Origin of the sequence: Novosphingobium sp. SG720, assembly GCF_012275365.1 — a bacterium.
Lineage (GTDB): Bacteria > Pseudomonadota > Alphaproteobacteria > Sphingomonadales > Sphingomonadaceae > Novosphingobium > Novosphingobium rhizosphaerae.
Genome location: NZ_JAAZQN010000001.1, coordinates 806,872 through 830,867 on the forward strand (window position 1 = coordinate 806,872; position 23,996 = coordinate 830,867).

The window sequence follows — 23,996 nt, forward strand, 5'->3', positions numbered from 1 at the left end:
AGGCGCAAGCGCCAAGGCGACGGCGCAAACCGGCCGCGACCTTGGCGATATTCTGGTCTGACAAATCAGTTGAGCGTCCACAGGCAGATGCGCGCATGGCGCGGCGCCAGGCGCAATGCCTGCCCTTGCGCCGCAAGGGCCTGGCCCGGCACGGCCAGCGAGTCGAAGCGCCACTTGCCCTGCGGCAGTGCCACTGCGTGAAACAGCGCGGTGGGAGGAACTGCCTGGCCCGGCGCCAGCTCTACCAGCGTGGCGCTGCCGTCGCGTGCCACGGCCAATGCGGCGTGGGGGCGCAGGATCGGCATGAGGCATACCGCGCCGGCCTGGCCGGGCAGGGGTGCCGTGCCCGGCGCCAGTTCGTTGAGCAGCGCGGGCAGGGGCACCTGGCGGAACTGGGTTTGCGCAAGGGGCGCGGTGTCCACCGCCACGCCGCCATCGCCGTGCAACAGGAAGCGGCCCGGCGCGCCGGCCGGCACCAGCCGATCGGGCAGGGCGCCGTTGCCCACAGGCACGCCGAAATCGGGCGTGCCATCGGCGTGGTAGTAAAGGCGCTGCACGCGGGTGTGGCGGTTGGGATCGAACAGCGGATCGCCCGTGATCGCGGCATAGTCGCGGCCGTGGTAGACCAGCATGTCGTGGCCGTGCTCGTCCACGGTGAAGCTGTTGTGCCCTGGCCCATAGACGCTGGTTTGCGGGCACGAGGTGAACACCGGGTGCTGGCTCTTGGCCCAGGCGCGCGGATCCATCAGGTCGGCATCGGTGTCGGCCGTCAACATGCCCAGGCAATAGCGCGTATCGGTGGCCGCCGCCGAATACGTGAGGAACAGGCGCCCGTTGCGGGCCAGCACCGCCGGCGCCTCGTTCACCTTGAAGCCAGGAATTTCCCAATCGAGCATGGGCACCGACAGCCGCACCGGCGCACGGCCCGGCGTCAGTGCATCGGCCAGGGGCGCGAGATAGAGATTGGAGTTGGTCTCGATCCCCGGTTCGCGCTGCGCCCAGCAGACATAGCGCACGCCCTTGTGCACGAAGAGCGTGGAATCGAGCGTGAAGCTGTCCCACGGCCCCTTGAACTGGCCCAGCAGATGCCAGGTTCCCGTCAGCGGATCGGCATCGCGGCTGGTGAGCACATAAGTGCGGATGTGGAACGGATCGTCGCTGTCACCGGCGGCGAAATAGATATGCCAGGCGCCATCGAACCAATGCAGTTCGGGCGCCCAGATATAGCCGCCCAGCTTGCCGTTCGCGGGCCGGCGCCACACCACGTGCTCGCTGGACGGATCGGCCAGTCCTGCCAGCGTCGGCGCGCGGCGAATGGCCAGCCGATCGTATTCCGGCACCGATCCCATCATGTAATAGTGGCCATCGCCGTGGCGGAACACCTGGGCGTCGGCGCGCTGGCGCACCAGCGGGTTGCGTGGCGCAGGCAGGGCGCTGGCGTTACCCCGCCCGGTGCCACGCCCGATGCCCCTTATCGCTGCGCGCGCCGCCATCGGGCTGGCCATCGAAAGGCCGGCCGCGCCCAGGGCAAAGGCGCGGCGGCTCAACACGGGGGTGCGGCCCATGGCTCAATAATCCGCCACGGGCCAGCCATCGGCATCCCAGCGCACTGGCGCCAGGCGCATGGTGGATGCGCCGTTGTTGGCCTTGTCATAGGCGTGATAGACCACGTAGGTCTGCCCGTCCTTGTCGGTGAACGCGCCGGCATGGCCAGGGCCGCGGAAGCGCTGCTGCTCTTGAAGGTCGGCGCGCAGGAACACGGTGCCGCCGCCCTGCATCATGTCGCTGCCGTCCTTGCCCAGATAGGGTCCGGTGATCTGCTTGGCGCGGCCGACCACGGTGTAATACGTGCTTTGCGTGCCCTTGCAGCAATAGTCGTAGCTGGCGAGCAGGAAGTAATACCCGCCGTGCTGGAGGATGAACGGCGCCTCGATCGGGCCGGGTGCGCCGGCCGGGGCGGGGCGGCGGGCAATGCTGTAGGGCAGGGTGCCGGGCGCCGGCTTGCCGGTCTTGGGATCGAGCGGGAACAGCTTGATCCCGGTCCAGAAGCTGCCCAGCGCCAGCCAGTGCCGCCCCTGCGCATCGATCACGAAATTGGGATCGATGGCGTTGAAATCATCCGCCTGGGTCGACATCACGACCAGGCCCTGGTCTTTCCAGCCATAGTCCTTGGCCTTGGGATCGAGCGTCTTGCCGGTGAACAGCCCGATAGCCGAACGGTTCGATCCGAACGTCGAGACCGCATAATACAGCCGGTATTCCCCGTTCACGAACGAGATGTCGGGCGCCCACATCTCGCGCGTGCCCGGCACCGCCTGCTTGGCCCATTCGGGAATGGCCGTGAACAGCGGGCCGGTGGCCGTCCAGTGCCTGAGATCGGTGGACGTGCGCGAGAGGATATAGTGTCCATCGTCACCCGGCACGCCGGTGCCATAGACGTGATAGGTATCGCCTTCGCGGATGATCACCGGATCGTGGGTGGGAACAAGGTCGCCGGTCAACTGGCTGTTGAGCGTTCCGGCAGCCTTTTCGCCCACTTGCTGCGCCACGGCCGGCGCGGCGAGCATCTGGGCGGGAAGGGCCAGGGCGGCGGCTGCCGCCAACAGGGTTTTCGCGTTCATGCAATCCTCTCCTCTTGCCCGCGCTCAGCGCAGGTCGAGCACCACGACCGACTTGGCCGGCAACGTGACGGTGAGCGTGCCGCCCTGGATGGTCGCGCCGGTGAACGGCGCGGGCTTGACCGCATCGGGTGTGTCAAAGGTGTTGTGCGCGTCCATGGTGGCGGCGGTCACCACCTGCCCGGCGGCGCTGCTGGCGGTCACGCCGTCCAGCTTGACCGTCACCGTGTTGGCTTGGCCCGGATCGCGGTTCGACAAGGCGACGTGGACCACGCCGGCCTTGTCGCGCACGGCCGAGCCGCTGACGGCCGGCATGGTGAATTCGTCCTTGGCATACCATGGGCTGGCAATGTCGATCGGCAGCACCGTGGCATCCTGCCACGGCCGATACATCATGAAGACATGATAGGTGGGCGTGAGCACCATCTTCTTGCCTTCGGTCAGGATCATCGCCTGCAGCACGTTGACCATCTGGGCAATCGCCGAAAGCCGCACGCGATCGGCATGGCGGGCAAAGATATCCAGCGTGGTGGAGGCAACCAGCGCATCACGCAACGAATTCTGCTGCAACAGGAAGCCCGGGTGGCTGCCCGGTTCCTGGGCGTACCAGGTGCCCCATTCGTCCACCGCCAGGAACACGCGCTTTTGCGGGTCATACTTGTCCATGATCGCGCTGTGCCGCGTGACCAGTTCGTCCATACGGCGCGCACCGGCCAGCGTCTCGGCCCAGCCGTGCTCGTCAAAGCCGGTGGCCGTGGCGCGCGGCGGCCAGCCGCCGGGCACGGTGTAATAGTGCAGCGACAGCCCGTCGATTTGGTCGCCAGCCAGGCGCATGACCGTTTCGGTCCAGTTGTAGTCGTCCACGTTCGGGCCCGAGGCGATCTTGAGCACGCGGGTGCCCGCTGGCGCCTTGATGAACGTGGCAAAGCGGCGGGTCTCGTCGGCGGCATATTCGGGGCGCATGCTGCCGCCGCAACCCCACAGCTCGTTGCCGATGCCGAACAGGGGCAGTGCCCAGGCGCCCTTGTGCCCGTTGCGGGCGCGTTCTTCGGCCAGGCTACCGGCCGGTGACGTGATGTATTCCACCCATTCGGCCATTTCGCGCGCCGTGCCATTGCCCACGTTGCCCGAGATATAGGCTTGCGAACCCACTTGGCGCAGCAACTCGAAATATTCGTGCGTGCCTACGGCGTTGGGTTCGGTCACGCCGCCCCAGTTGGTGTTGATCTTGACCGGGCGCTTGGCCTGCGGGCCGATGCCTTCGCGCCAATGATATTCATCGGCAAAGCAACCGCCCGGCCAACGGATCACCGGCACTTTCAGTTCGCGCAGCGCGCCGATCACGTCGTTGCGGAAACCGTTGGTGTTGGGGATCGACTTGTCGTTGCCCACCCACAGGCCGCCATAGATGCCGTTGCCCAGATGTTCGGCAAACTGGGTAAAGATCCGCGCGTCATACGTCGGCCCCGGCTTGTCGGCGTGGAGCGTCGCGGTGGTCGGCTGGCCGGCGGTATCGGCCAGCGCGGGCACAGCAAGGGCGCTCGCTGCCAGCAGTGCAGCGGCAGCGGTGTGGCGAATTGTCTTGATCATCGTGTTCTTGTCCTCTCCCAAAAAGGGGTGGGTCAGTCGAAGAAAGCGTCTGTCACCAGCCGTTTGCCGCGCAAGAATGCGTCAGCCACCAAGGTCAGCGGCGCCAGGTCGACATCGCTACGGCCGCTGCGGATCAGGGTGGCAAAGCGGGCATAGAGGCCAGGGTATTCGTGGTCCTCGTTGTGCAGCGTCTCGCTCGGCAAGGTCAGCACGGCGCCGCCCTGGGCCAGGCGCAGCGTGCCGGCGTCGGTTTCCACCACGATGTCCCAGCTTTGCGGGCCGGTCTGCCGCCAATCCAGGTCCATGTGGATGGCCGCCCCGGCCGTATCGCGGAAATGCAGGTCTGCAGCGATCGGCGCGGCGCGGTTTTCGGGAATTTCCAGCGTCGCTTCGGACAGGAAGAACGGGCGCGGCAGGATATGGGTGATGATCGAAAGGGCGTTGATGCCCGGATCGAAAACGCCCAGCCCGCCTGGCTGCCAGATCCAGGCCTGGCCGGGGTGCCACACGCGCACGTCTTCGCGCCAGATTACTTTCACGCTGTCGATGCGCCGCTCCGCCAGCCACGCGCGCGCCGGGGCAACCCCGGCGGCAAAGCGCGAATGCCACGAGGCGAACAGCGTTGCGCCCACGCGATCAGCCTGGTTGGCCAGGGTATGGACTTCCGCCAGCGTCGCGCCCGGCGGCTTTTCCAGGAACACGTGCACGCCCTTGGCCAGGGCTTGCGCCGCCAGGTCATAGCGCACCTGGGGCGGGGTGCAGAGCGCCACGGCATCGACCGCCGGCCCTTGCGCCAGGAGATCGTCCAGGCTGCGATGGTGCGAGATGCCCTCCACGCCGGAATCGCGCGGGCTGACCGTGGCGGCCAGGCTGAACGCCGGGTTTCCGGCAATGGCCGGCAGGTGCTGGTCACGGGCGATCTTGCCCATGCCCACCACGGCAATGCGGATCGGGTCCATCGGCTTAGAGCGCCTTTATCGCAAAGGGCACCGGGCCGGCCGCGGCGCGGGCCAGCGGATTGTGCAGCGGCAGGGCAAAGGGCGCGGCGCTGATTTCAAAGGCATCGCCTTCGCGCGTTGCGATCCCGTCGCTGAACGACAGCGTGGCCGTGCCGAAGAAGTGCACGTGGATGTCGCCTGGGCGGCGGAACAGGCCATACTTGAAGTGGTGATGCTCCAGGTTGGCCAGGCTGTGCGACATGTTGTCCTCGCCCGAAAGGAACGGCTTTTCCCACAGCGTGGCGTCGTCGCGCAGCACGCGGCTGGTGCCGCGCACGTCGGCCGGCGGGGTGCCCAGCAGCAGTTCGGCGCCAAGGGCTGCCTGGCGCAGCTTGGAATGGGCCAGCCACAGGTAGTTGTGGCGCTCAGTCACGTGGTCGGAAAACTCGTTGGCCAGGGCCAGGCCCAGGCGCCAGGGCGTGCCGTCCTCGCCGATCAGGTAGATGCCCGCCAGTTCCGGCTCCTCCCCGCCATCCTTGGCAAAGGCGGGCATGGTCAGCGGCTGGCCGGGGCCGACGAGCTGCGTGCCATCCCCCTTGTAGAACCATTCCGGTTGCTGCCCTTCGGCGCCCGGCGCGGGCTTGCCGCCTTCCAGCCCTTCCAGGAACATGCGCATGGAATCGGTCTGCTTTTCCGCCTGGGCGGCATCGCGGTGCATCTTGTCGCGCCCTTCGGCCGAACCAAGATGGGTCAGGCCCGTGCCGGTCAGCCAGACGCGCGCCGTGTCGCTGTGGTCGATCGCGGGCAGCAGGGTGCCGGCGGCAAGCTCGGCCGCGATGTCCACGCTCTGGCTGCTGGCGCGGGCTGCGGCAGCTTCGGCCAGGCTCTGCCCGGCGGCGATGGCGGCCTGCGCCAGTTCGCGCACTGTGGCGGGCTGTTCCAGGAACACGGCGGTGTCGTCGGTGGCCAGGATCACGCGGCGCACGCCATCGGCGCTGCGGTGTTGAAGAAGGCGGGTTGCCATGGATCGGATGCTTTCTGCGAAAAGGGAAGGGATCAGAGCGTGAGCGTGCCGTCGATCAGGCGCGGCGCGCCATCGCCGCGCGCAGCGTCGGTCAATTCTGCCGGCAGCACTGCCGCGCTCAGGTTCTGGTAGCTGACCGGACGGAGGAAGCGATCGATCGCCAGGCTGCCGACCGACGTGGTGCGCGGGTCTGACGTGGCCGGGAACGGCCCGCCGTGGACCATGGCGTGGCACACTTCCACCCCGGTGGGCCAGCCATTGGCCAGGATGCGGCCAGCCTTGCGCTCCAGGATCGGCAGCAGCCGGGCGGCGAGCGGCTCGTCGGCCGCGTCCATGTGCAGCGTGGCGGTCAGCTGGCCTTCCAGGCCCTTGAGCAGGCTGGCCAGTTCGGCTTCATCGGCGCATTTCACCACGATGGAACTGGCGCCGAACACTTCGTGGCCCAGTGCCTTGTCGGCCAGGAAGGCCTGCGCGGTGGTGACGAACAGCGCGGCGTTGCCGCAGGGCCCTTCGCCCGCCGGGCCGGTTGCCACGGTTTCCACGCCGGGCGCGGTGGCCAGGGCCTTGACCCCCGCTTCATAGGCGGCGTGGATGCCGGTGGTCAGCATGGTCTGCGGCGCGGCTGCGCCCACGCCTTCGCGCGCGGCCGCCAGGAACGCGTCGAGCCCGTTGCTGTCGATTGCCAGCACCAGGCCGGGATTGGTGCAGAACTGCCCGGCGCCCATGGTGAGCGAGCCGACGAAGGCCTGGCCCAGGGCCGCACCACGCGCGGCAAGCGCCTCGGGCAGCAGCAGCACGGGATTGATGCTCGACATTTCGGCATAGACCGGGATCGGCACGTCGCGCGCCTGGGCGATGCGGGCGAGTGCGAGACCACCGCCGCGCGAGCCGGTAAAGCCCACCGCTGCGATGCGCGGATCGGCCACCAGCGCGGCGCCCAGATCGTTGCCGGGGCCGACCAGGTGGCCGAACACGCCTTCGGGCAGGCCACGGGCTGCCACCGCGCGGGCAATTGCCGCGGCCACCAGCGCCCCGGTTTCGGGATGGGCGGGGTGGCCCTTGACCACCACCGGGCAGCCGGCCGCGAGGGCCGAGGCGGTGTCACCCCCGGCCGTGGAAAACGCCAGCGGGAAATTCGAGGCGCCGAACACCGCCACCGGGCCCAGCGGGATCATGCGCAGGCGGATATCGGGGCGGGGCAGAGGCTGGCGATCGGGCAATGCGGGATCGATGCGCAACTGCTGCCAGCCGCCCGCGCGCACGACGCCGGCAAACATGCGCAACTGGCCCACGGTGCGGCCGCGTTCACCTTCCAGGCGTGCGCGCGGCAGGCCGCTTTCGCGCATCGCCGCCTCGATCAGCGGATCGCCGATGTCCAGGATTTCCTGGGCGATGGCTTCCAGGAACAAGGCGCGCTCCTCGCGCCCGGTGGCGCGATAGCTGTCGAACGCCGCTTCGGCCGCGGCACAAAGCCGCGCCACGTCTTCCAATCCGTGCACGGCCAGGGCGGGGCCGTGGGGCAGCCCGGTGCGGGCGTCGATCGAGCGGAATTCGGTCATCGGATTCTCCATATTTACTCCGACATATTCCGGCTTGGCGGCAAACGCAATAATAGTCATTTCGCCCTTGCGCGCTCCCTGCTAACCACATTGGCCAGGAGGCGGCACAAACAGTGACGGAACGGCATATTCCCGGCAATTTGGCAGACGGCAGCGCTGCCCCGGCCGATCGTGAAGAGGCTCTGCGGGGGCTTGGGCGCGGCCCCGGACGGCGGCTGCATGGTGCCATTGCGCACAAGTTGGGCACGGCGATCTTGTCTGGCCAATACCAGCCCGGTGACATCCTTTCGGGTGAAGTCGCCTTTGCCGAGGAACTCAAGGTTTCGCGTAGCGCCTATCGCGAGGCGATCCAGGTCCTGACGGCCAAGGGCCTGGTGGCGAGCCGCCCCAAGGCGGGCACGCGCGTGCTGCCGCGCGAGCGCTGGAACCTGCTCGATCCCGAAGTGCTGGCCTGGGCCTTTGCCGGCGAGCCCGACCTGCAATTCGTGCGCGACTTGTTCGAATTGCGCGCCGTGGTCGAGCCGGCCGCCGCGCGCCTGGCCGCACAGCGCCGCGACAAGGCCGATCTCAAGGCCATGCGCGATGCCCTTGCCGCCATGCGTCGCCACACCCTGACCAACGATGCCGGCCGCGCCGCCGATCGCGATTTCCACGATGCCATCCTGCGCGCCAGCCACAATGCGGCGCTGCTGGTGCTGTCGGCCAGCATCGGCGCGGCCGTGCACTGGACCACGCAGTTCAAGCAACGCGCCCGCGAACTGCCGCGCAATCCCATCCCCGATCACGCGCGGGTCTATGACGCGATTGCCGATGGCGATGGCGATGCCGCCGCCCAGGCGATGGGCGTGCTGGTGCAACTCGCGCTCGAAGACACCGCCAGCGCGATCGAAGCGGCAGTGCAAGGCTGATTGTCCCTCCCCGGCGCGGGGAGGGGGTCCGCGCGAAGCGTGGCGGAGGGGATTGGCCGCCTGCAGCGGCGCTCAAGGCTCACAATCCCCTCCGCCAGCCTGCGGCTGGTTCCCCTCCCCACGAGTGGGGAGGAAGCAATCAGTCCGCTGTCTTGGTCTTCGCGCCCCACAGCGCATAGAACACGATGTAAAGCTCGCAAGCCGCGGTCAGCAGGAACGAGGTCTGCAGGCCAAAGGCATCGGCCAGCTTGCCCTGCACCACCACCAGCGCGCCGCCGGCAATGGCCATGATCAGCAGGCCCGAGGCTTCCTCGGTCAGCGGGCCCAGGCCCTTGATCCCCAGCGTGAAGATCGTGGGGAACATGATCGAGTGGAACAGGCCCACCAGGATCAGCGCCCACATCGCCACCGGGCCATGAGTCAGCACGGTGATCATCATCACCACGAAGGCCCCCACGGCGGCTAGCGCCAGTACGGTTTCGGCGCGCACCTTCTGCATGATCGCGCCGCCGGCAAAGCGGCCCACCATCATTCCGCCCCACAGGAACGTGAGGTAACGCCCGGCTTCCTCGTGCGTGAGGTTGGCGATGTCACCCTGGCTGACGAAATTGACGAAGAGGTTGGCCACGCCGATTTCGGCGATCAGGTAGATGAAGATTGCCGGAATGCCGAACACCAGGTTGCGGTGCGACCACAGCGAGTGATGCTTGCGTTCCTCGCTCGCCATGCGGCTGGTGGCGCTGCCCATGGCGGGCAGGGGATAGCGTGCGATCACCACCGCCAGCACTACCAGCACCACCGCGACCAAGCCATAGGGCAGGATCACCGAATGCGCGTCGGCCAGGCGTTCCGCCGGCGTCAGCACGGTGCCGGCCACGGCTGTCCCGCTCTTGGACCTGCCAAGGATGAGATAGGCGCCGAACAGCGGCGCCAGCATCGTTCCGGCCGAATTGAGCGCCTGCACGAGGGTGAGCCGCGACGAAGCGGTTTCCGCCGGGCCGACCACCGCGACATAGGGATTGGCCGCCACCTGCAGCAGCGTGATGCCGCTGGCGATCACGAACAGCATGACCAGCGTAACGCCGTAGGACGGGATCGATGCCGCCACCATCATGCCCAGCGCGCCCGCCGCCATGATCAGCAGCCCGGTGACCATCGACAGCTTGTACCCGATCTTCTCGATCAGCTTGGCCGAAGGGATCGACGCCACGAAATAGGCGATGAACCACACGGATTCGATCAGTGTTGTCTGGGTATAGTTCAGATCGAACACGGCGCGCAGATGCGGTAGCAGCGTGTTGTTGATGACGGTGATGAAGCCCCACATGAAGAACAGTGTGGCCAGCAGCGCCAGTGCGCGACCATAGCTGGCGCCCGCAGGCAAGTCTTCGCCAGGGGTCGCGGATAGCGCGGCCGATGAAGCAACAGGGGGCATGTCCATCCTCTCTTCCAAGGTTTGTGCAAGAAGAGAACAATGAACGGGCGTATGCCAGTGGACAGGCGCCACGCGAACCGGCTTGCACTCTTTCTATTTGTCGGACTATATGCGATGCCACGGCCGCGTCAATGGCTGCACACGTGTTTTCACGTGGCTCCCCAGGGCAGAACGGGTCGATCATGGAGAACAGGATGAACACGAAGGCCGCTTCCCTTGCCGCGCTTCTCGCGCTTGCGCCCTTTTCGGGTGCCCACGCCGCGCAGGCGAGCCAGGAGGCCGCCGGCACGCTGGCCGATGGGCAGAAGGTTGTCGCGGTCACGCTCAAGGCCGCCAATGGCGTTTCGGCCCGCATCCTGAGCTATGGCGCCACGCTCCAGGCGCTGGTCGCGCCCGATCGCCAGGGCAAGCCGGCCGACGTGCTGCTCGGCTACGACGATCTGGCCGGCTATGTCGATCATCCCAACTATTTCGGCGTCACTGTCGGCCGCTATGCCAACCGCATTGCCGGCGGCAAGTTCGCGCTTGATGGCAAGACCTATCAACTCCCGCTCAACGACAACAAGATCAACAGCCTGCACGGCGGCGGCAAGGGCTTCGACAAGCAGGTCTGGCAGGTTGTCTCGGTCAAATCCGGGCCGGTGGCGAGCGTCGTGCTCAGCCATGTCAGCCCCGATGGCGATGCCGGCTATCCCGGCACGGTCAAGGCCACGGTCACCTATTCGCTGGACGAGGCGGGCAACCTGACCATCGCGTTCGAAGCGGCCACCGACAAGCCCACGATCATCAACATGACCAACCACGCCATTTTCAACCTGGCCGGCGAAGGCGCGTCGCAAGGGGCGATGGACCATGTGCTGACCATTCCGGCCAAGGCCTATACCCCGGTCGATGCCGGTCTTATCCCCACCGGCGAACTGCGCCCGGTGGCCGGCACGGTGTTCGATTTCACGCAAGGGCGCCGCGTGGCCGATGGCCTGCGCGATGGGCGCGACCAGCAGATCGTCTATGGGCGCGGCTATGACCACAACTTTGCCCTCGACAAGGGCGTGACCGCCCAGCCCGAACTGGCCGCGCGCCTGGAAGACCCTGCCTCGGGCCGCGTGCTCGAAGTCTTGACCACCGAGCCCGGCGTGCAGTTCTATGCCGGCAATTTCCTCGATGGCACGCTGGTCGGCAAGCAGGGCCACCTCTATCGCATGGGTGATGGCATCGCGCTGGAACCGCAGAAGTTCCCCGATGCGCCCAATCACCCGTCGTTCGTTTCCGCGCGCGTCGATCCCGACAAGCCCTATCGGCATGTCATGATCTATCGCGTTTCCACCTCGCGCTGACAGGCAGACATGACCGACCACCAGACCCCCAAGCTGCGCAGCCGCGCCTGGTTTGATAACCCCGACAATATCGACATGACCTCGCTCTATCTGGAGCGGTATCTCAATTTCGGGATCAGCCTGGAAGAGTTGCGCAGCGGCAAGCCGATCATCGGCATCGCGCAGACCGGCAGCGACCTTTCCCCGTGCAACCGCCACCACCTGGTGCTGGCCGAGCGTATCCGCGAAGGCGTGCGCGAGGCAGGCGGCATCGTCCTGGAATTTCCGGTCCATCCGATCCAGGAAACCGGCAAGCGGCCCACTGCCGGGCTCGATCGCAACCTCGCCTATCTCGGCCTGGTCGAAGCGCTCTATGGCTATCCGATCGATGGCGTGGTGCTGACCACCGGGTGTGACAAGACCACCCCCGCGCTGCTGATGGCGGCGGCCACGGTCAATATCCCCGCGATTGCCCTCTCGGTCGGCCCCATGCTCAACGGCTGGCACAAGGGCGAGCGCACCGGTTCGGGCACCATCGTGTGGAAAGGCCGCCAGTTGATGGCCGCCGGCGAACTCGATGCCGAAGGGTTCATCAAGCTGGTCGCGTCTTCGGCGCCATCCACCGGCTATTGCAACACCATGGGCACGGCCACCACGATGAACAGCCTGGCCGAAGCGCTGGGCATGATGCTGCCCGGTTCGGCCGCGATTCCCGCGCCCTATCGCGATCGCCAGGAATGCGCCTATCACACCGGCAAGCGCATCGTCGACATGGTGCGCGAAGACCTCAAGCCTTCCGACATCCTCACGCTCGATGCGTTCCACAACGCCATCGTGGTCAATTCCGCGATCGGCGGATCGACCAACGCGCCGATCCACCTGGCCGCGATTGCCCGCCACGTGGGCGTGGACCTGCCGCTCGACGACTGGCAGCGCCTGGGCCACAAGGTGCCCTTGCTGGTCAACCTGCAGCCAGCGGGCGAATACCTGGGCGAGGATTACTATCGCGCCGGCGGCGTGCCGGCCGTGGTCGGCCAGTTGATCGACCAAGGCCTGATCCGTGAGCAGGCGATGACCGTCAACGGCCGCACCATGGGCGAAAACTGCCGTGGCGTGGAAATCGAGGACGAGCGCGTGATCCGCCCGTTCGCCCAGCCACTGGTCGAAGAAGCCGGCTTCCTGGTGCTCAAGGGCAACCTGTTCGACGCCGCGATCATGAAGACCAGCGTGATCAGCGAGGAATTCCGCGCGCGCTATCTGTCGAACCCGGCCGATCCCGACGCGTTCGAAGGCCCCTGCGTGGTGTTCGACGGGCCGGAAGACTATCATCACCGCATCGACGATCCGGCGGTGGGGATCACGCCCGAAACCTTGCTGTTCATGCGCGGCGCCGGGCCGATCGGCTATCCGGGCGCAGCCGAAGTGGTCAACATGCGCCCGCCGGCCTACCTCATCACCGAAGGCGTCAGCGCGCTGCCGTGCATCGGCGATGGGCGCCAATCGGGCACCAGCGGCAGCCCCTCGATCCTCAATGCCAGCCCGGAAGCGGCGGCGATGGGCGGCCTGGCGCTGCTCGAAACCGGGGACCGGGTGCGCATCGATCTCAACGCCGGCACGGTGAACGTGCTGGTTGCCGACGATGTGCTGGAAGCGCGCCGCGCTGCGCTGGTGGCCAAGGGCGGCTATCCCTATCCGGCCAGCCAGACGCCGTGGCAGGAAATCCAGCGCGCGCTGGTGGGCCAGATGAACACCGGTGCCATCCTGGAAGGCGCGGAAAAGTACCAGCGCATTGCCCAGACCCGTGGGCTGCCGCGCGACAACCATTGAGCGATGATGGGAAGCGTGGGCCTTGCCCCGCGCTTCCCCCTGAACGAAGCGAAAGGACGACGGCCGCGATGGCACCCTGGCGCAAGATCGAACGCGACGTGGCCGATACCCTGGGCGAGGGCACGCTGTGGTGCCCGCGCGACGGCGCACTCTACTGGACCGATATTCTTGCCCCGGCGCTCAACCGGCTGGATCTGGCCAGCGGGGCGATCCACCGCTGGGCCATGCCGGAACCTCTGGGCTGGGTGGCCGCAAGCCGCGCGGGCGGCCTGGTCGGCGGCTTTCGCAGCGGCGTTGCGCGCATCACGCTGGATCCGCTGCACATTGCCGAACGCAGCGATCCCGAGCCGCACTTGCCAGGCAACCGCATGAACGATGGCAAGGCTGATGCCCATGGCGCGATCTGGTGCGGCACGATGGACATGGCCGAAGCGCAGGACAGCGGCACGCTCTATCGCCTCGCTCCCGATGGCACGTTCCAGACGATCGACACCGGCTATGGCGTGCCCAATGGCCCGGCGTTTTCGCCTTGCGGCCAGTGGCTCTATCACGCCGACAGCGCGCGGCGCGTGATCTATCGCTTCCCGCTCACGGCCGACGGCGTGGGGCAGCGCGACGTTTTCGTGCGCTTCGAGGAAGCCGACGGCTATCCCGACGGGATGACGTGCGACGCACAAGGGTTCCTGTGGCAGGCGCACTGGGATGGCGGGCGGATCAGCCGCTTTGCCCCCGATGGCCGGCTCGATCGCACGATCAGCCTGCCTGCCCGCCGGATCACCAATATCGCCTTTGCCGGTGAAAGGCTCGATCGCATGTTCGTGACCAGCGCGCGCGTCGGGCTGGATGATGCAAACGAATTCGACGGCGCCCTGTTCGAAGTGGATGCTGGCGTCGCCGGCTGCGCACCGGGTACATACGCCTAGATTTGCCCCACCATGCCGATGGTGGAGGGGCTGCAGCCCCTCTCAATCCGGTCAATCGCTTTCCACCCCGGCATAGCCGGGCAGGTGCCGCGCCGCGCGGCTGCGGGCCAGTTCTATTCCCACCCGCAGCGCCTCGTCGAACTTGTTGGCCAGCTTGCGCGGGCCGATATGGTCGCGCAGGAAATCGGCCCACAGGAATTCGGCATAGGGCCGCGTGGTCTTGGCATATCCACCGGCCCGCCGCACATCGCTTGCCAGCGATCGCCACGGATCGTCTTCCAGCTTGCCGACATGGTGGGGCAGGGCTTTCCATTCGCGCCGCCGCCCGCGCGCGTCATAGGGATGCAGCCAGTTGTTGGCGTCCATGAACGCCAGGAAGCGCTTGCGCGGCAAATGCGCCAGCCGCGCGACCACCGAAACCAGCACCTGCTCCACCCCTTCGAGATGCAGCGCCAGGGCCAGGTGGTGATGGTCGAGCATCCACAGCTGATCGTCCGGGCCGATCACCGCCGGAATCATGTGCGCGCCCAGGAATTCGCCTGCGGCGCTGGCCTCCTGGCGGCGCGTCCAGTCGCGGCGCTTGCGCTCCACTTCGCGCAGGCCGATCGTCATCTGCGTGGGGCGCAAGTCGGCAATGGCCACGGTCTTGAGAATCGGTTGGATCGGTCCCGCCAGTCCCATGATCTATTTCCCACCGTCTTTGCCCAATGGACTCAGTGCCCGGCAGGCGCAGTCTGCGCCAAAGCCACTGCATCAGCAACGCTGAAGGTGGCATTGCGTGCCAGGTCATCGAGACCGGCTGCCGCCAGCACCGCCCGCGCGCGATCATGCGTGCGCGCCAGGATCAGACGGCCTTGGCGCGCGGCCAGTGTCTTGTGCAGCTCGCCGATCACTTCGGCCGCCGTGCTGTCCAGGTCGTCGCTTTCCTCCAGGCTGAGCACCACCACGACCGGTGCGCCCGGCCGCTGGGCACGGCGTGCCACCAGGGCCAGCACCGTTTCGGCATTGGCAAAGAACAGCGGCGCATTGGGGCGATAGATGGCCACGCCCGGCACGGCGGCGGCTTCCGGATGGGCGGCGCGATCGACGAAATCGTGGCCCTGGCTGATCTGGCCCAGTTCGCTGAGCGAGGGATGCGCCAGGCGATAGAGCAATTGCGCCAGGCTCAGCCCCACGGCCAAGAGCAATCCGTCGAGCACGCCCAGCGCCAGCACGCCCAGCGCGGCTGCTGGTGCCGTCCAGCGATCGCGGCCCAGCTTCCACGGGCGCAGCAAGGGCTCGGGCGACAGGGCATGGGCCAGCGCGGCCATCACCACGGCGGCAAGCACCGGCTGAGGCAGGCGCGCGGTCAACGGCCCGGCCCACAGCGCCAGGGCAAGCAGGGCCAGCGCCGCCATCACCCCGGCCGCCCGGCTGGTGGCGCCACTCGCCGCGTTGGCCGATCCGGCGGAAAAGCCAGCGCCCACCGGCATCCCCTGGGCCAGGGCTGCGGCGGTGTTGGCCAGGCCCAGCGCGGCCAGTTCGCGATTGGCGTTCAGCGCGTCGCCGCGTGCCAGCGCCAGGCTGCGGATCGTGCCCCAGCTTTCGGCAAACAGGATCAGCACCAGCGGCACGGCCAGCGGCACCAGGCGCAGCCACTGCGCGGGATCGGCCGGCAATACCGGCATCGATAGCACCAGCGGCGTGGGGCCGGCCTGGGCAATCCCCAGCCGGGCAAAACCGGGCAGGCTGGCCCCGGCAATGCCCAGCACCAGCACGATCAGCGCGCCGGGCACCCCCGGCCAGCACCGCAGCAGCAACAGCAGCACGAGCGCACCCAATCCGCAGGCGAGCGTCGCCACATGCCAGTGCGGCATCTGTTCCAGCACGGCCCAGGCCACGGCACCCACCGTGCCGGGCGGGGCAGGCACGCCGGTCATCGCGGGCAGTTGGCGGATGATGATCGTCAGCGCCAGGCCAAGGGCAAAGCCGCGCAAAACCGGCCGCGCGATAAAGCCGGCGAGGCTGCCCAGCCGTGCCGCTGCCAGGGCGATGAACAGTCCCCCGGCCAAGAGCGTGAGCGCGGTGGCATTGGCGGCCGTTGCAGCAGCACCGCCTGGCCCCGCCACCAGGCTGCCCAGGCTGGCCGCCAGGATCGCGGCCGAGGACGAAGTTGGCGAGACGACGGCGAACCGGCTGCGCCCCACCAGAGCATAGGCAAGGCCGCCCGCCACGGCAGCAATCAGCGCCCGCCCTGGTGCCAGCCCGGCAATCCCGGCATAGGCAACGGCCTCGGGCAGCATCAGGCCGGCCATGGCCAGCCCTGCCAATGCGTTGCGCACAGTGAAAGCCATCGTCACCCTCCCGCACCTCACGCTGCGCCTGGCCTCGATCACGAACCGGCCGGGTGTGGTTCGTCGGCGCGGCGCCAGGGCGATTTCACAGCGCCCTATCCAGCATTGGGCGGTCGATCTCACCGCTGTAGATATGTTCAACCGGGCCGGCGAGGCGAACGCCACCCGAGCCGTCCCATTCCACCTCCACCGGTCCGCCGTCGCACACAACCACGACGCGCTCGTCCAACAGGCCCCGGCGGATACCGCCGACAACTGCGCCACACGAGCAAGAGCCCGATCCCAGGGGGATGCCGCCGCCGCGTTCCCAAATCCGCAGCCGGATATGGGTGCGACTTAGCACCTCGACAAAATGCACGTTTGTTCGTTGCGGGAACAGGGGGTGCATTTCCATCGCCGGGCCAACCGTTGCCACATCGACGCGCGACAGGTCGTCGACGAAGAACGTGCAATGCGGATTGCCCATGCTGCAGGCGGTGGGATCGCCCGCCAGGGGCAGGGCGAGCGTATCCGCCTCTCTTGCCAAAGGCACATCGCGCCAATCGAGCGATGGTGTGCCCATATCGACGGCGATGGTGCCACGTTGCCTGCGTTCACACCGCAGCAGCCCCCGTTTTGTTCGGATGAAGACACAATTCTGCGCCGTCTCGCGCATGAGAAGATGGGCAACGCCGCGCGTTGCACTGCCGCAGGCATCCAACGGCGTGCCGTCGGCATTCCAAAACGCCAGTTCAACGTGCCCGTCCTGGCCGTCCGACATCATGGCGAGCTGATTAAATCCAATGCCGCGATGGCGGTTTCCAAGACGGCATGCGAGTGGGCTTGTCATGGCGATTGACCTGCCGCGCGCATCAACGATGACGAAATCGTCGCCGTTGGCATGCATCTTGTGGAATTCCATGGGCATCCTTCGGCTAAAAGCGATCCTGCGGGCTGTGGCGCATTGGGCGATATCCTGTTCGCCAGGGCCGGGAAACACCTCTTTGCTTCGACGAGATTTTGGCTCGATCGCGCCCATCGATACCTGGCAATAGGGAAAGTCCAGGCGCACCGTTTCGACCAGCACGCGGCGAACTGATCCGGCCACTCCATGATGCCGACCCAACGCGGCGCGTGGCCGCCGTAGATGGCGCCCGGCAGCCACCCGTGCGCGGCAGGGTGGTCACTGGAGGTTTCGCGCAGGCTATCAGGCATCAGCCGACCCAGCTGCACACCCAGAGATCAGCCGGTTGCATCTCCCCGGCCGCTCAGTTGACCACCAACCCCTGCCGCTGTCCCGCCGGCGGCAGGCATTGCGCCTTGTCGCTGCGGGGCGTGGCGGCGCAATCCCACCAGGCGCCTTCGCCGCCGTTTTCGCGGTTGCGGCGATAGGCGAAGGCGAGAGTGTCCATTCCCCCAGTCGTTCCGCGCCAGCCCAGCACCACGCAGCGTGGGCGGTGGCCGCAGGCCTCCAGCGCGAGGATGGCATAGCGGCCGGGAAACAGCGCGGGGTCGAACGTCAGGCGGATCGCACTTTCGTCCGCCGTGCCCCCGCCACTGGCGGGCGCGGTGTGCATGGCCATCAGCGCGGCGCGGCCGGGAGCGAGCGCGGCTGGCGGGCTGCCATCGCGCAGGGCCGGGCCTGGGGCGCCCACCGGGCCATCGCTTCCAGCCAGCCGGGTATCGGCCGTCACGCCTTCGTCGCTGTCGGCAAGGCTGGCGAGCAGCGCACCATCCTGTCCCGCCGCGGCAGGATCGTGCGTGGGTGAAAGCGTCGCCAGCTTGGGTTCCAGCGGTTCGGTGGCCATGTCGGTGCCGTGGCGGCGAAAGGCGGGGGTGGTGCCCCACCAGCCTTGCCAGCGATAGAACAGATGTGCGCCAACCTGGGCCAGCTTGGTCAGCGAATCCCGCCACTTGGGCACCACGTAGTCGGCATGGTAATGCGTTGCCCAGCCCACGCGGGGATCGACGGCTCCGGCCAGCGCCGCCCCGGCAATCGCCCGGGCCCGCGCCCAGGCTGCCAGGCCGGGATGGCGCGCGGCCAGGCTGCCATCGCAGGTGAAGGTGAATTGGCAGCCGGTCTGGCGTTCGGACCCCTGGAACACCACGCCGCATACGCTGCTGGCGAAAGCGGGATGGCGCGCACGGTTGAGCACGACCTGGACCACGGCCCGCTCGCCCGAGGGATCGTCGCCCGCTTCGTACCACGCAGCCGCAGCCAGGCAATCGCGCGCGCGTTCGTGGTTGGGCGAAAGCGGTGCGGGCAACACGAAAGGCGTGGCCGGCACCGGCGCCTCGGCAATAGGCACGGCAGCGTTGGACGTGCGCGCGTCCTGGCTGCTCAAGTCGAGCAGCGCGGCGGGATCGGGCAGCGCCGGCGGCGGGGCGGTGGGACTGGCAAGGTCCACCCGCAGGGTGGCTCGGTCCGGGCCTGGCGCCAGCAAGCGCAACGTGGCCGCCAGTGCCACCAGGAACAACAGCGCCATCGCGGCGCGCAGCGCAAGCTCGGCCCGCCTTGCGGCCGTATCGACGGGTGCCGCATCGGCGTCTGACGGCGTAGCGGCGGCGGTTTCGACAGGATCGAGCGGGATGCTGGCCATCGCGCGCGCGCCGCTCAAAACACGTATTTCAAAGTGATGGTGGCGCGGTTCTGGTCATATTCGCGTGGCTTGGCTACCAGGGCGGAAGACCGCCCCAGCGCGTGGCGCAGCGTGCCTTCGACCATCAGGTGCGGGGCCGCCTGCCAAGTGGCCGAAAGACCCACGCTGGCATAGCGATCCACCCGCGCACCGCCGCGAAAGCGATTGACGGTATAGCTGGCGGTGGGGCGCAGGATCAGGGTGCGCAGCAATTCATGCGCCGCGCCAAGGCTGAACTGCTGCTGTTCGATCCCCGCCACGTCCACGATCGGCGAACGCTGGATGGTCTTGTCGGCCGCCAGCGAAAAGGTGGTGAGCGGGGTAACATGCCAGCGCAGGTTGGCGTCATAGGCCAGGCCCGCAATCGTGGGATAGGCCGGACTGGTGAAGCGCTGGTGCAGGTAACCCAGCGCCAGTTCCCCTTCCAGCAGCCGATCCTGGCCAAAGGCCACGCCGGCCATCACGGCATAGCCATGCGCGCGGCGGGTGGCCTCTGCCGGGTTTTCATGGGGATAGCGCGTGGCGTTGAGGCGCACCGCAACCGAAACCGCCACTGCCGACGAAATCGGCCGGATCACTTTGGCGCCACCGGCCAGCGCCTGGTAATCGCGCTGCGAGAGGACGATGGTGCTGTCGCCATCATGGCGGTTGAAATAGTGGAACCGGTCGAACCGCAAATCGAATGCCAGGTGCGTGGCGCCAACCTGCTGTTCCACGCTGCCGCCCAGGCCAACCTGGCGATAGGCGATCGGCTTGACCCCGAACAGCGTGTCGCCGGTGGTGCCGCGTGCTTCGATCCGCCGGTCTATCGCGGCGTCCAGGTTTATCCGCGTGTCGCGACCGATGTCAATGCGGCCGCCGATTCCGGCGCCATAGCGATCGGTGCCTTCCGCGCCGTGGCGGGCATAGCGTTCGAACAGCCCGTCGGCGCGCAGTGTCAGCGCATGGCGATCCCACCGCGATTGCACGGCGAGCGCCGGGGCAAGGCTGGCGCCCACATCGGACACGCGGGGAACGCGGCGGGCATAGAGATCGTCCGTGGCAATCGCGCCAAAGGCCACGCTGGGCAGGATGCGTAGCGATCCTGCCTCGAACCCGGTGCCTTCCAGCCCCGGCCGCACCCGATTTTCCACGGTTTCCGGCCCGGCGCGACGATCACCGGCGTTTTGCCCGGCGGCCAGCATCGGCCACGAAAGGGCGCCGGCCAGCGACCCCCATTGCATGGCCATGCGGCCCCAGCGGCAGCGGCGCAGCCCGTCTGCCCCCGGCCTTGCGCGCGTGCCATCCCCCTTGCGATGCTGTTGCACCTCGCCTCCTGCCACCATTGCCCCAGTCACCATTGCCATGGCGGTGTCGTATCATCGCGGCGCAGGCGCGGCGGCAGCAATTGACGCCATTACTGAGGCACTTTCCGGCCGCGCGCATCGGCATTTGCTTCACCATGGCCGGCATGGCCTTGCCAATGGGCCGGCAGGCGCTTGCCAGGCCAGGCAAAATCGTGCCGGTTCAACATCATGATCCATCGTGCCGTAATCGCACCAGATTGCCGCCAAAGCCGGGATATTTTCCCTCAGGCATTGTGCGGATCGGGTTTGCCGGCGCGTTAAGGATCGCGCGCAAGCATTCGTTGAGGGCTGTTATGTCACGCACCAAGGCGTGAACCGCTTGCTCGCCCGCTTTGCCCCTGCGCAGGTCGTCCGTTTCGGGCGCATCCTGGCGCTGTTGACCGCCACGGCAATGACGTTCGGCTATGTCACCGGACGGGCTACGGCCGAAAGTACGGCAGTCATGGCCTATGTTCTAGGCCTGCTCATCCTGCTTTCCGCACCGGGCCAGCGCAGTTCGGAATTGCTCGGCGCGCAGGCGGTGTGGATGACGGTTGCCGAATTCCTGGCGGCCGCGCAATCGGGCCAGATGCTGTTGTGGCGCTGGGCGGTGTCGGTTGCGGCGCTGGCGGTGGTCATGGTGCCGCTCAAGATCCAGCATCTGCGCAGTCTGGCCTGCCGGCATCCCTATTCGCCGTTGCGAGACCTGGAAAGGCGAGCGCCGGCTGCCAGTTCGGCCGTGCTCGATGGCCGGGCGCGGCGGGTACGGCCCCGGCCTGGCCAAACGCCCGAAGCCGATGCAGATGGCGTGGCGGCGCATTCATCCTCGCGCGCAGGGTAAGGCGCCGGGCCGCCCGACACCGCCGACGCAGCCAGCCGCGCGGCATAGAAATCGAGCAGACGGGCGATCCACGCATCGGGTGACAGCGCCAGGTCATCGGGCAGGGCAAAGGCCGCCTCGCTCATGGCGCGCACGCGCGCATCATCTTGCGCCAGGGCGGCCAAGTGCCGGGCAAAGCCGGCGGTGTCGCGCGGGTCGATCGCCACGCCGGCGCCATGGCGCACCATGTCATCGGCCAGCAGCGCCGTGCCAGGCAGGATAACCGGCAGGCCGGACCGTGCGGCCTCCATCGCCACCAAGCCATAGGGTTCGGGATAGCGGCTGGGCATGACCAGCAGCCGCGCCCGCCGCGCCACCCGCGCAATCTCTGCTGGAGAAAGCCGGCCGCTGAAGCGCGCTTCGGGGTGGCGGGCGCGCAACATCGGCTCCATCGCGCCGCTGCCGACCAGGCGCAGCGGAACCCCGGCGGCGCGGGCAGCGGCAGCGGCGAGGTCAGGCCCCTTGGTTTCCTCAAGCCGGCCCACGAACAGCACTTCGCGGTTTTCCTCGGCCGGAATGCGCGTGGCAGACCATGGCTCCACCGGATTGGGCAGGGCGTGGATCGCATCGGCGGGAATGCCGGCGCGGGCCAGAAGCGGCGCCATGGCGGCATGGATTGCCAGCACCGGCGGCGCATGGGCCGGATCGAACACGCGCGTCTGGATGGCGTGGCGGACCACGCGCAACAGCTTGTGGCTGCGGCTGTGGCGGTCGCAGTCAGCCATCACGCAGGCGCGCGAGAGCGGCACGAGCGGGCAGGGCCGCCCGGTCTTGAGATCGGCAAATGCCCCGTTGGGGCAGGCCAGGAAGAAATCGTGCGCGGAAATCACCAGCCTGTCGCGCACCGGGGCCAAGGCGTGGAACACGGCGGGCGAGAGGATCTGCAGCCAGCCATGCAGGTGATAGACCGTGCGCGGCGTATCGTGGGTTGCGATCCAGCGGGATACCATGCGGGCGGCGCTGCGGTTCCACAGCGCAGCCAATGTCGCTTCGATCCTTGGCCGAGAGAGCAGGCGGCCCTGGCCCAGCGCCACGCAGGCAATGCCCGCGGCCGCCAGGCTGCCATCGTCACCGGTATCGCCCGCCAGCAGCGTCACCGCGTGGCCCTGGGCGCGAAACGCCCGGGCAGAGGCCAAGGCCAGCGCGCTTGCCCCGCCCATCGGCCGGGCCAGATCGTTGATCACCACGATGCGATCGATCGGCACGCCGCGCATCAGGCCAACACCGCACCGGCTGGGGCGGTTGCCGCGTGTGGGGCGCTGGCCGTTGCCACCTCGGCCGCCTGCCGGGGCACCTCGTGCTGGGCGGCCGAGGCAAGGCGGATGCCCAGCGCGGCCACATCGGCGCGCGTGCGCTCGATCAGGCTGGTCAGCGCGGCACGGTCCACCCCCTCGGCCAGCGCTGCCTGCGCCAGTTCGACAATGGCGGCGGGGGCCAGGGCCGGCCCATCGACGGCATATTGGCTTCGCCCTGCCAGCGCGAAGAAGCTGGCCAGCTTTTCGTCCCAGGTCAGCCCGATGGTGGGCACGGCAAAGGAATGGGCGGCGATGCAGGCATGCATGCGATGGGCAATGACCAGATCGCAGCCGGCAACGAACCCGGCGAGATCGGCCGGGGTGGCAAAGGGCGCGGCCATGTTGATCCGGCCCTGGCCCTGGCGCGCAATGCCGCCGCGCCAATCGGCGGCCGGGCGTTCGGCCGTCCAGCGCGGCGCGTGGCGCACCAGGCAGGCGCGGTCTTCCGGGCTGCCGTTGGTGAACAGGATCACGTGCAGTCCCTGTTGCGCCAGGGCCTGGGCGAGGGCGCCATACCATTCGATCACCGCGCCATCGTGCAGCGCGCCTGCCCCGCCCGTGGCGGCGGATTCATGGTGCTGGCCCACGTGATAGCGCAGCGCCAGGGGCGCCGTGATGCACAGGCCCACGCGCCGCCCGGCATCGCCGCGTGGCATGCCGGGCTTGCGCGGATAGTGCAGGCTGGCGAGCAGGCCGGGATCGCCCGACACTGCCGCCGCGATCGCGCCGAGCGGTTCGAGCTGCCGGGCCCAGGCCTGGCGGCTGCGTTCGTCCCGCACGGAGGCATGGGCCAGCGGGCGGCGTGCCAGAGCACGGGCAAACAGCGCGCGGCCCCGCGCAGACCACTGCGCACTGGCCCCCACGGCGTGGACGGCAAGGGGCAGGCCGCGCCGCGCCACTTCGGCCGCCGCGCCCGCCAGCTTGATCGGAAAGTTGAGATCGGCGTCGGTCAACAGGTTGCCCCCGCCGATCACCGCCGCATCGCACCGCGCAAGGCCGCCGCGCACATGGCGGCGCAGGGCCAGCCGGCTCAGCAGCGTGAGCGCCGCGCCCGCGGCCATGCGGCGCAGCGCAGGGGGCACGGCTTCGAGCAGGGCCATGGCAAGACGCCGCCGCCCGGGTCCGCCATTCCATCCGGTGCGGCCGGCAATGTCGATCGAAAAGACCTCTGCCCCGCCCAGCGCCTGGGCCAGTTCGCGCTCAAGGCATTCGGCCAGCAGTCCATCGCCCAGGTTCGGGCTGTATTTCACATTGAGCAGCGCGACGCGCATGGACGCGCGCGGGGCCGGGCTGGCAGAAGAGGGCGACATGGCGGGCACGCATCCTTGGCCGGAAACAGCAGGGCACCGGAATGGCCGCCGCTGGCGCCATTGCCGATGCCCTTAGTGTTCCCGTCCTGCCGCGCTGCGG

Annotated in this window: 18 protein-coding genes; 4 read left to right on the plus strand and 14 right to left on the minus strand. The window is 68.1% G+C overall.

Features of this window, described 5'->3' with window-relative positions; all coding sequences use genetic code 11:
• Nucleotides 1-65: 65 nt before the first annotated feature.
• Genes FHW94_RS03710 through FHW94_RS03735 form a run of 6 tightly spaced genes read right to left on the minus strand, consistent with a single transcriptional unit; the run spans nucleotide 66 to nucleotide 7,729 of the window.
• The gene (locus FHW94_RS03710; RefSeq protein WP_168554398.1) at nucleotides 66-1,565 is read right to left on the minus strand and encodes a family 43 glycosylhydrolase; all 1,500 of its coding nucleotides are present in this window, start codon (nucleotides 1,563-1,565) and stop codon (nucleotides 66-68) included.
• Nucleotides 1,566-1,568: 3 nt separating this feature from the next.
• Nucleotides 1,569-2,621, minus strand: coding sequence for an arabinan endo-1,5-alpha-L-arabinosidase (locus tag FHW94_RS03715; protein ID WP_168554399.1), 1,053 nt, complete (start codon nucleotides 2,619-2,621; stop codon nucleotides 1,569-1,571).
• A gap of 24 nt (nucleotides 2,622-2,645) precedes the next feature.
• Complete coding sequence (locus FHW94_RS03720) at nucleotides 2,646-4,208, minus strand: alpha-L-arabinofuranosidase C-terminal domain-containing protein (RefSeq protein WP_168554400.1); 1,563 nt, start codon at nucleotides 4,206-4,208, stop codon at nucleotides 2,646-2,648.
• Nucleotides 4,209-4,240: 32 nt separating this feature from the next.
• On the minus strand, nucleotides 4,241-5,167 hold the full coding sequence (locus tag FHW94_RS03725) for a Gfo/Idh/MocA family oxidoreductase (protein WP_168554401.1): 927 nt from the start codon (nucleotides 5,165-5,167) through the stop codon (nucleotides 4,241-4,243).
• 4 nt (nucleotides 5,168-5,171) lie between these two features.
• Nucleotides 5,172-6,170 carry an AraD1 family protein gene (gene araD1, locus FHW94_RS03730; RefSeq protein ID WP_168554402.1) on the minus strand — a complete coding sequence of 333 codons (999 nt, stop codon included), beginning with the start codon at nucleotides 6,168-6,170 and terminating at the stop codon, nucleotides 5,172-5,174.
• A 32-nt stretch (nucleotides 6,171-6,202) separates the two neighbouring features.
• Complete coding sequence (locus FHW94_RS03735; protein ID WP_168554403.1) at nucleotides 6,203-7,729, minus strand: aldehyde dehydrogenase (NADP(+)); 1,527 nt, start codon at nucleotides 7,727-7,729, stop codon at nucleotides 6,203-6,205.
• Nucleotides 7,730-7,869: 140 nt separating this feature from the next.
• Here FHW94_RS03735 and FHW94_RS03740 point away from each other — a divergent pair, with 140 nt between their 5' ends.
• Complete coding sequence (locus FHW94_RS03740; protein WP_246865983.1) at nucleotides 7,870-8,637, plus strand: FadR/GntR family transcriptional regulator; 768 nt, start codon at nucleotides 7,870-7,872, stop codon at nucleotides 8,635-8,637.
• A 139-nt stretch (nucleotides 8,638-8,776) separates the two neighbouring features.
• On the opposite strand, the gene FHW94_RS03745 is transcribed toward FHW94_RS03740, so the two are convergent.
• Nucleotides 8,777-10,072: a sugar MFS transporter gene (locus FHW94_RS03745; protein ID WP_168554404.1), complete on the minus strand. Its 1,296-nt coding sequence runs from the start codon at nucleotides 10,070-10,072 to the stop codon at nucleotides 8,777-8,779.
• A gap of 182 nt (nucleotides 10,073-10,254) precedes the next feature.
• On the opposite strand from FHW94_RS03745, the gene FHW94_RS03750 reads away from it, so the two are divergent.
• From FHW94_RS03750 to FHW94_RS03760, 3 genes are all read left to right on the plus strand, one after another.
• Nucleotides 10,255-11,406: an aldose epimerase family protein gene (locus tag FHW94_RS03750; protein WP_168554405.1), complete on the plus strand. Its 1,152-nt coding sequence runs from the start codon at nucleotides 10,255-10,257 to the stop codon at nucleotides 11,404-11,406.
• A gap of 9 nt (nucleotides 11,407-11,415) precedes the next feature.
• A complete protein-coding gene (locus FHW94_RS03755) occupies nucleotides 11,416-13,212 on the plus strand; it encodes an IlvD/Edd family dehydratase (RefSeq protein ID WP_168554406.1) in 1,797 nt (598 codons plus the stop codon).
• Between the two features lie 68 nt (nucleotides 13,213-13,280).
• Nucleotides 13,281-14,135 carry an SMP-30/gluconolactonase/LRE family protein gene (locus FHW94_RS03760; protein ID WP_168554407.1) on the plus strand — a complete coding sequence of 285 codons (855 nt, stop codon included), beginning with the start codon at nucleotides 13,281-13,283 and terminating at the stop codon, nucleotides 14,133-14,135.
• Between the two features lie 51 nt (nucleotides 14,136-14,186).
• Here the strand turns inward: FHW94_RS03760 and FHW94_RS03765 are convergent, their stop codons facing one another.
• The 7 genes from FHW94_RS03765 to FHW94_RS03795 all read right to left on the minus strand — a co-directional run bounded on the left by FHW94_RS03765 (nucleotide 14,187) and on the right by FHW94_RS03795 (nucleotide 23,896).
• Nucleotides 14,187-14,816, minus strand: a complete 630-nt coding sequence (locus tag FHW94_RS03765; RefSeq protein WP_168554408.1) for a ParB-like protein — start codon at nucleotides 14,814-14,816, stop codon at nucleotides 14,187-14,189.
• A 32-nt stretch (nucleotides 14,817-14,848) separates the two neighbouring features.
• Nucleotides 14,849-16,468, minus strand: coding sequence for a SulP family inorganic anion transporter (locus tag FHW94_RS03770; RefSeq protein ID WP_168554409.1), 1,620 nt, complete (start codon nucleotides 16,466-16,468; stop codon nucleotides 14,849-14,851).
• An 85-nt stretch (nucleotides 16,469-16,553) separates the two neighbouring features.
• Complete coding sequence (dapF, locus tag FHW94_RS03775) at nucleotides 16,554-17,534, minus strand: diaminopimelate epimerase (RefSeq protein ID WP_210425449.1); 981 nt, start codon at nucleotides 17,532-17,534, stop codon at nucleotides 16,554-16,556.
• A 181-nt stretch (nucleotides 17,535-17,715) separates the two neighbouring features.
• Entirely contained in the window at nucleotides 17,716-19,047 is a 1,332-nt protein-coding gene (locus FHW94_RS03780) for a cell wall hydrolase (protein WP_168554410.1), read from the minus strand.
• Nucleotides 19,048-19,061: 14 nt separating this feature from the next.
• Entirely contained in the window at nucleotides 19,062-20,432 is a 1,371-nt protein-coding gene (locus tag FHW94_RS03785) for an outer membrane beta-barrel protein (RefSeq protein ID WP_168554411.1), read from the minus strand.
• A 666-nt stretch (nucleotides 20,433-21,098) separates the two neighbouring features.
• Complete coding sequence (locus FHW94_RS03790; protein ID WP_168554412.1) at nucleotides 21,099-22,505, minus strand: glycosyltransferase family 4 protein; 1,407 nt, start codon at nucleotides 22,503-22,505, stop codon at nucleotides 21,099-21,101.
• The gene (locus FHW94_RS03795; RefSeq protein WP_246865869.1) at nucleotides 22,505-23,896 is read right to left on the minus strand and encodes a polysaccharide pyruvyl transferase family protein; all 1,392 of its coding nucleotides are present in this window, start codon (nucleotides 23,894-23,896) and stop codon (nucleotides 22,505-22,507) included. Before FHW94_RS03795 ends, FHW94_RS03790 begins: the two co-directional genes overlap by 1 nt.
• Nucleotides 23,897-23,996 lie beyond the last annotated feature (100 nt).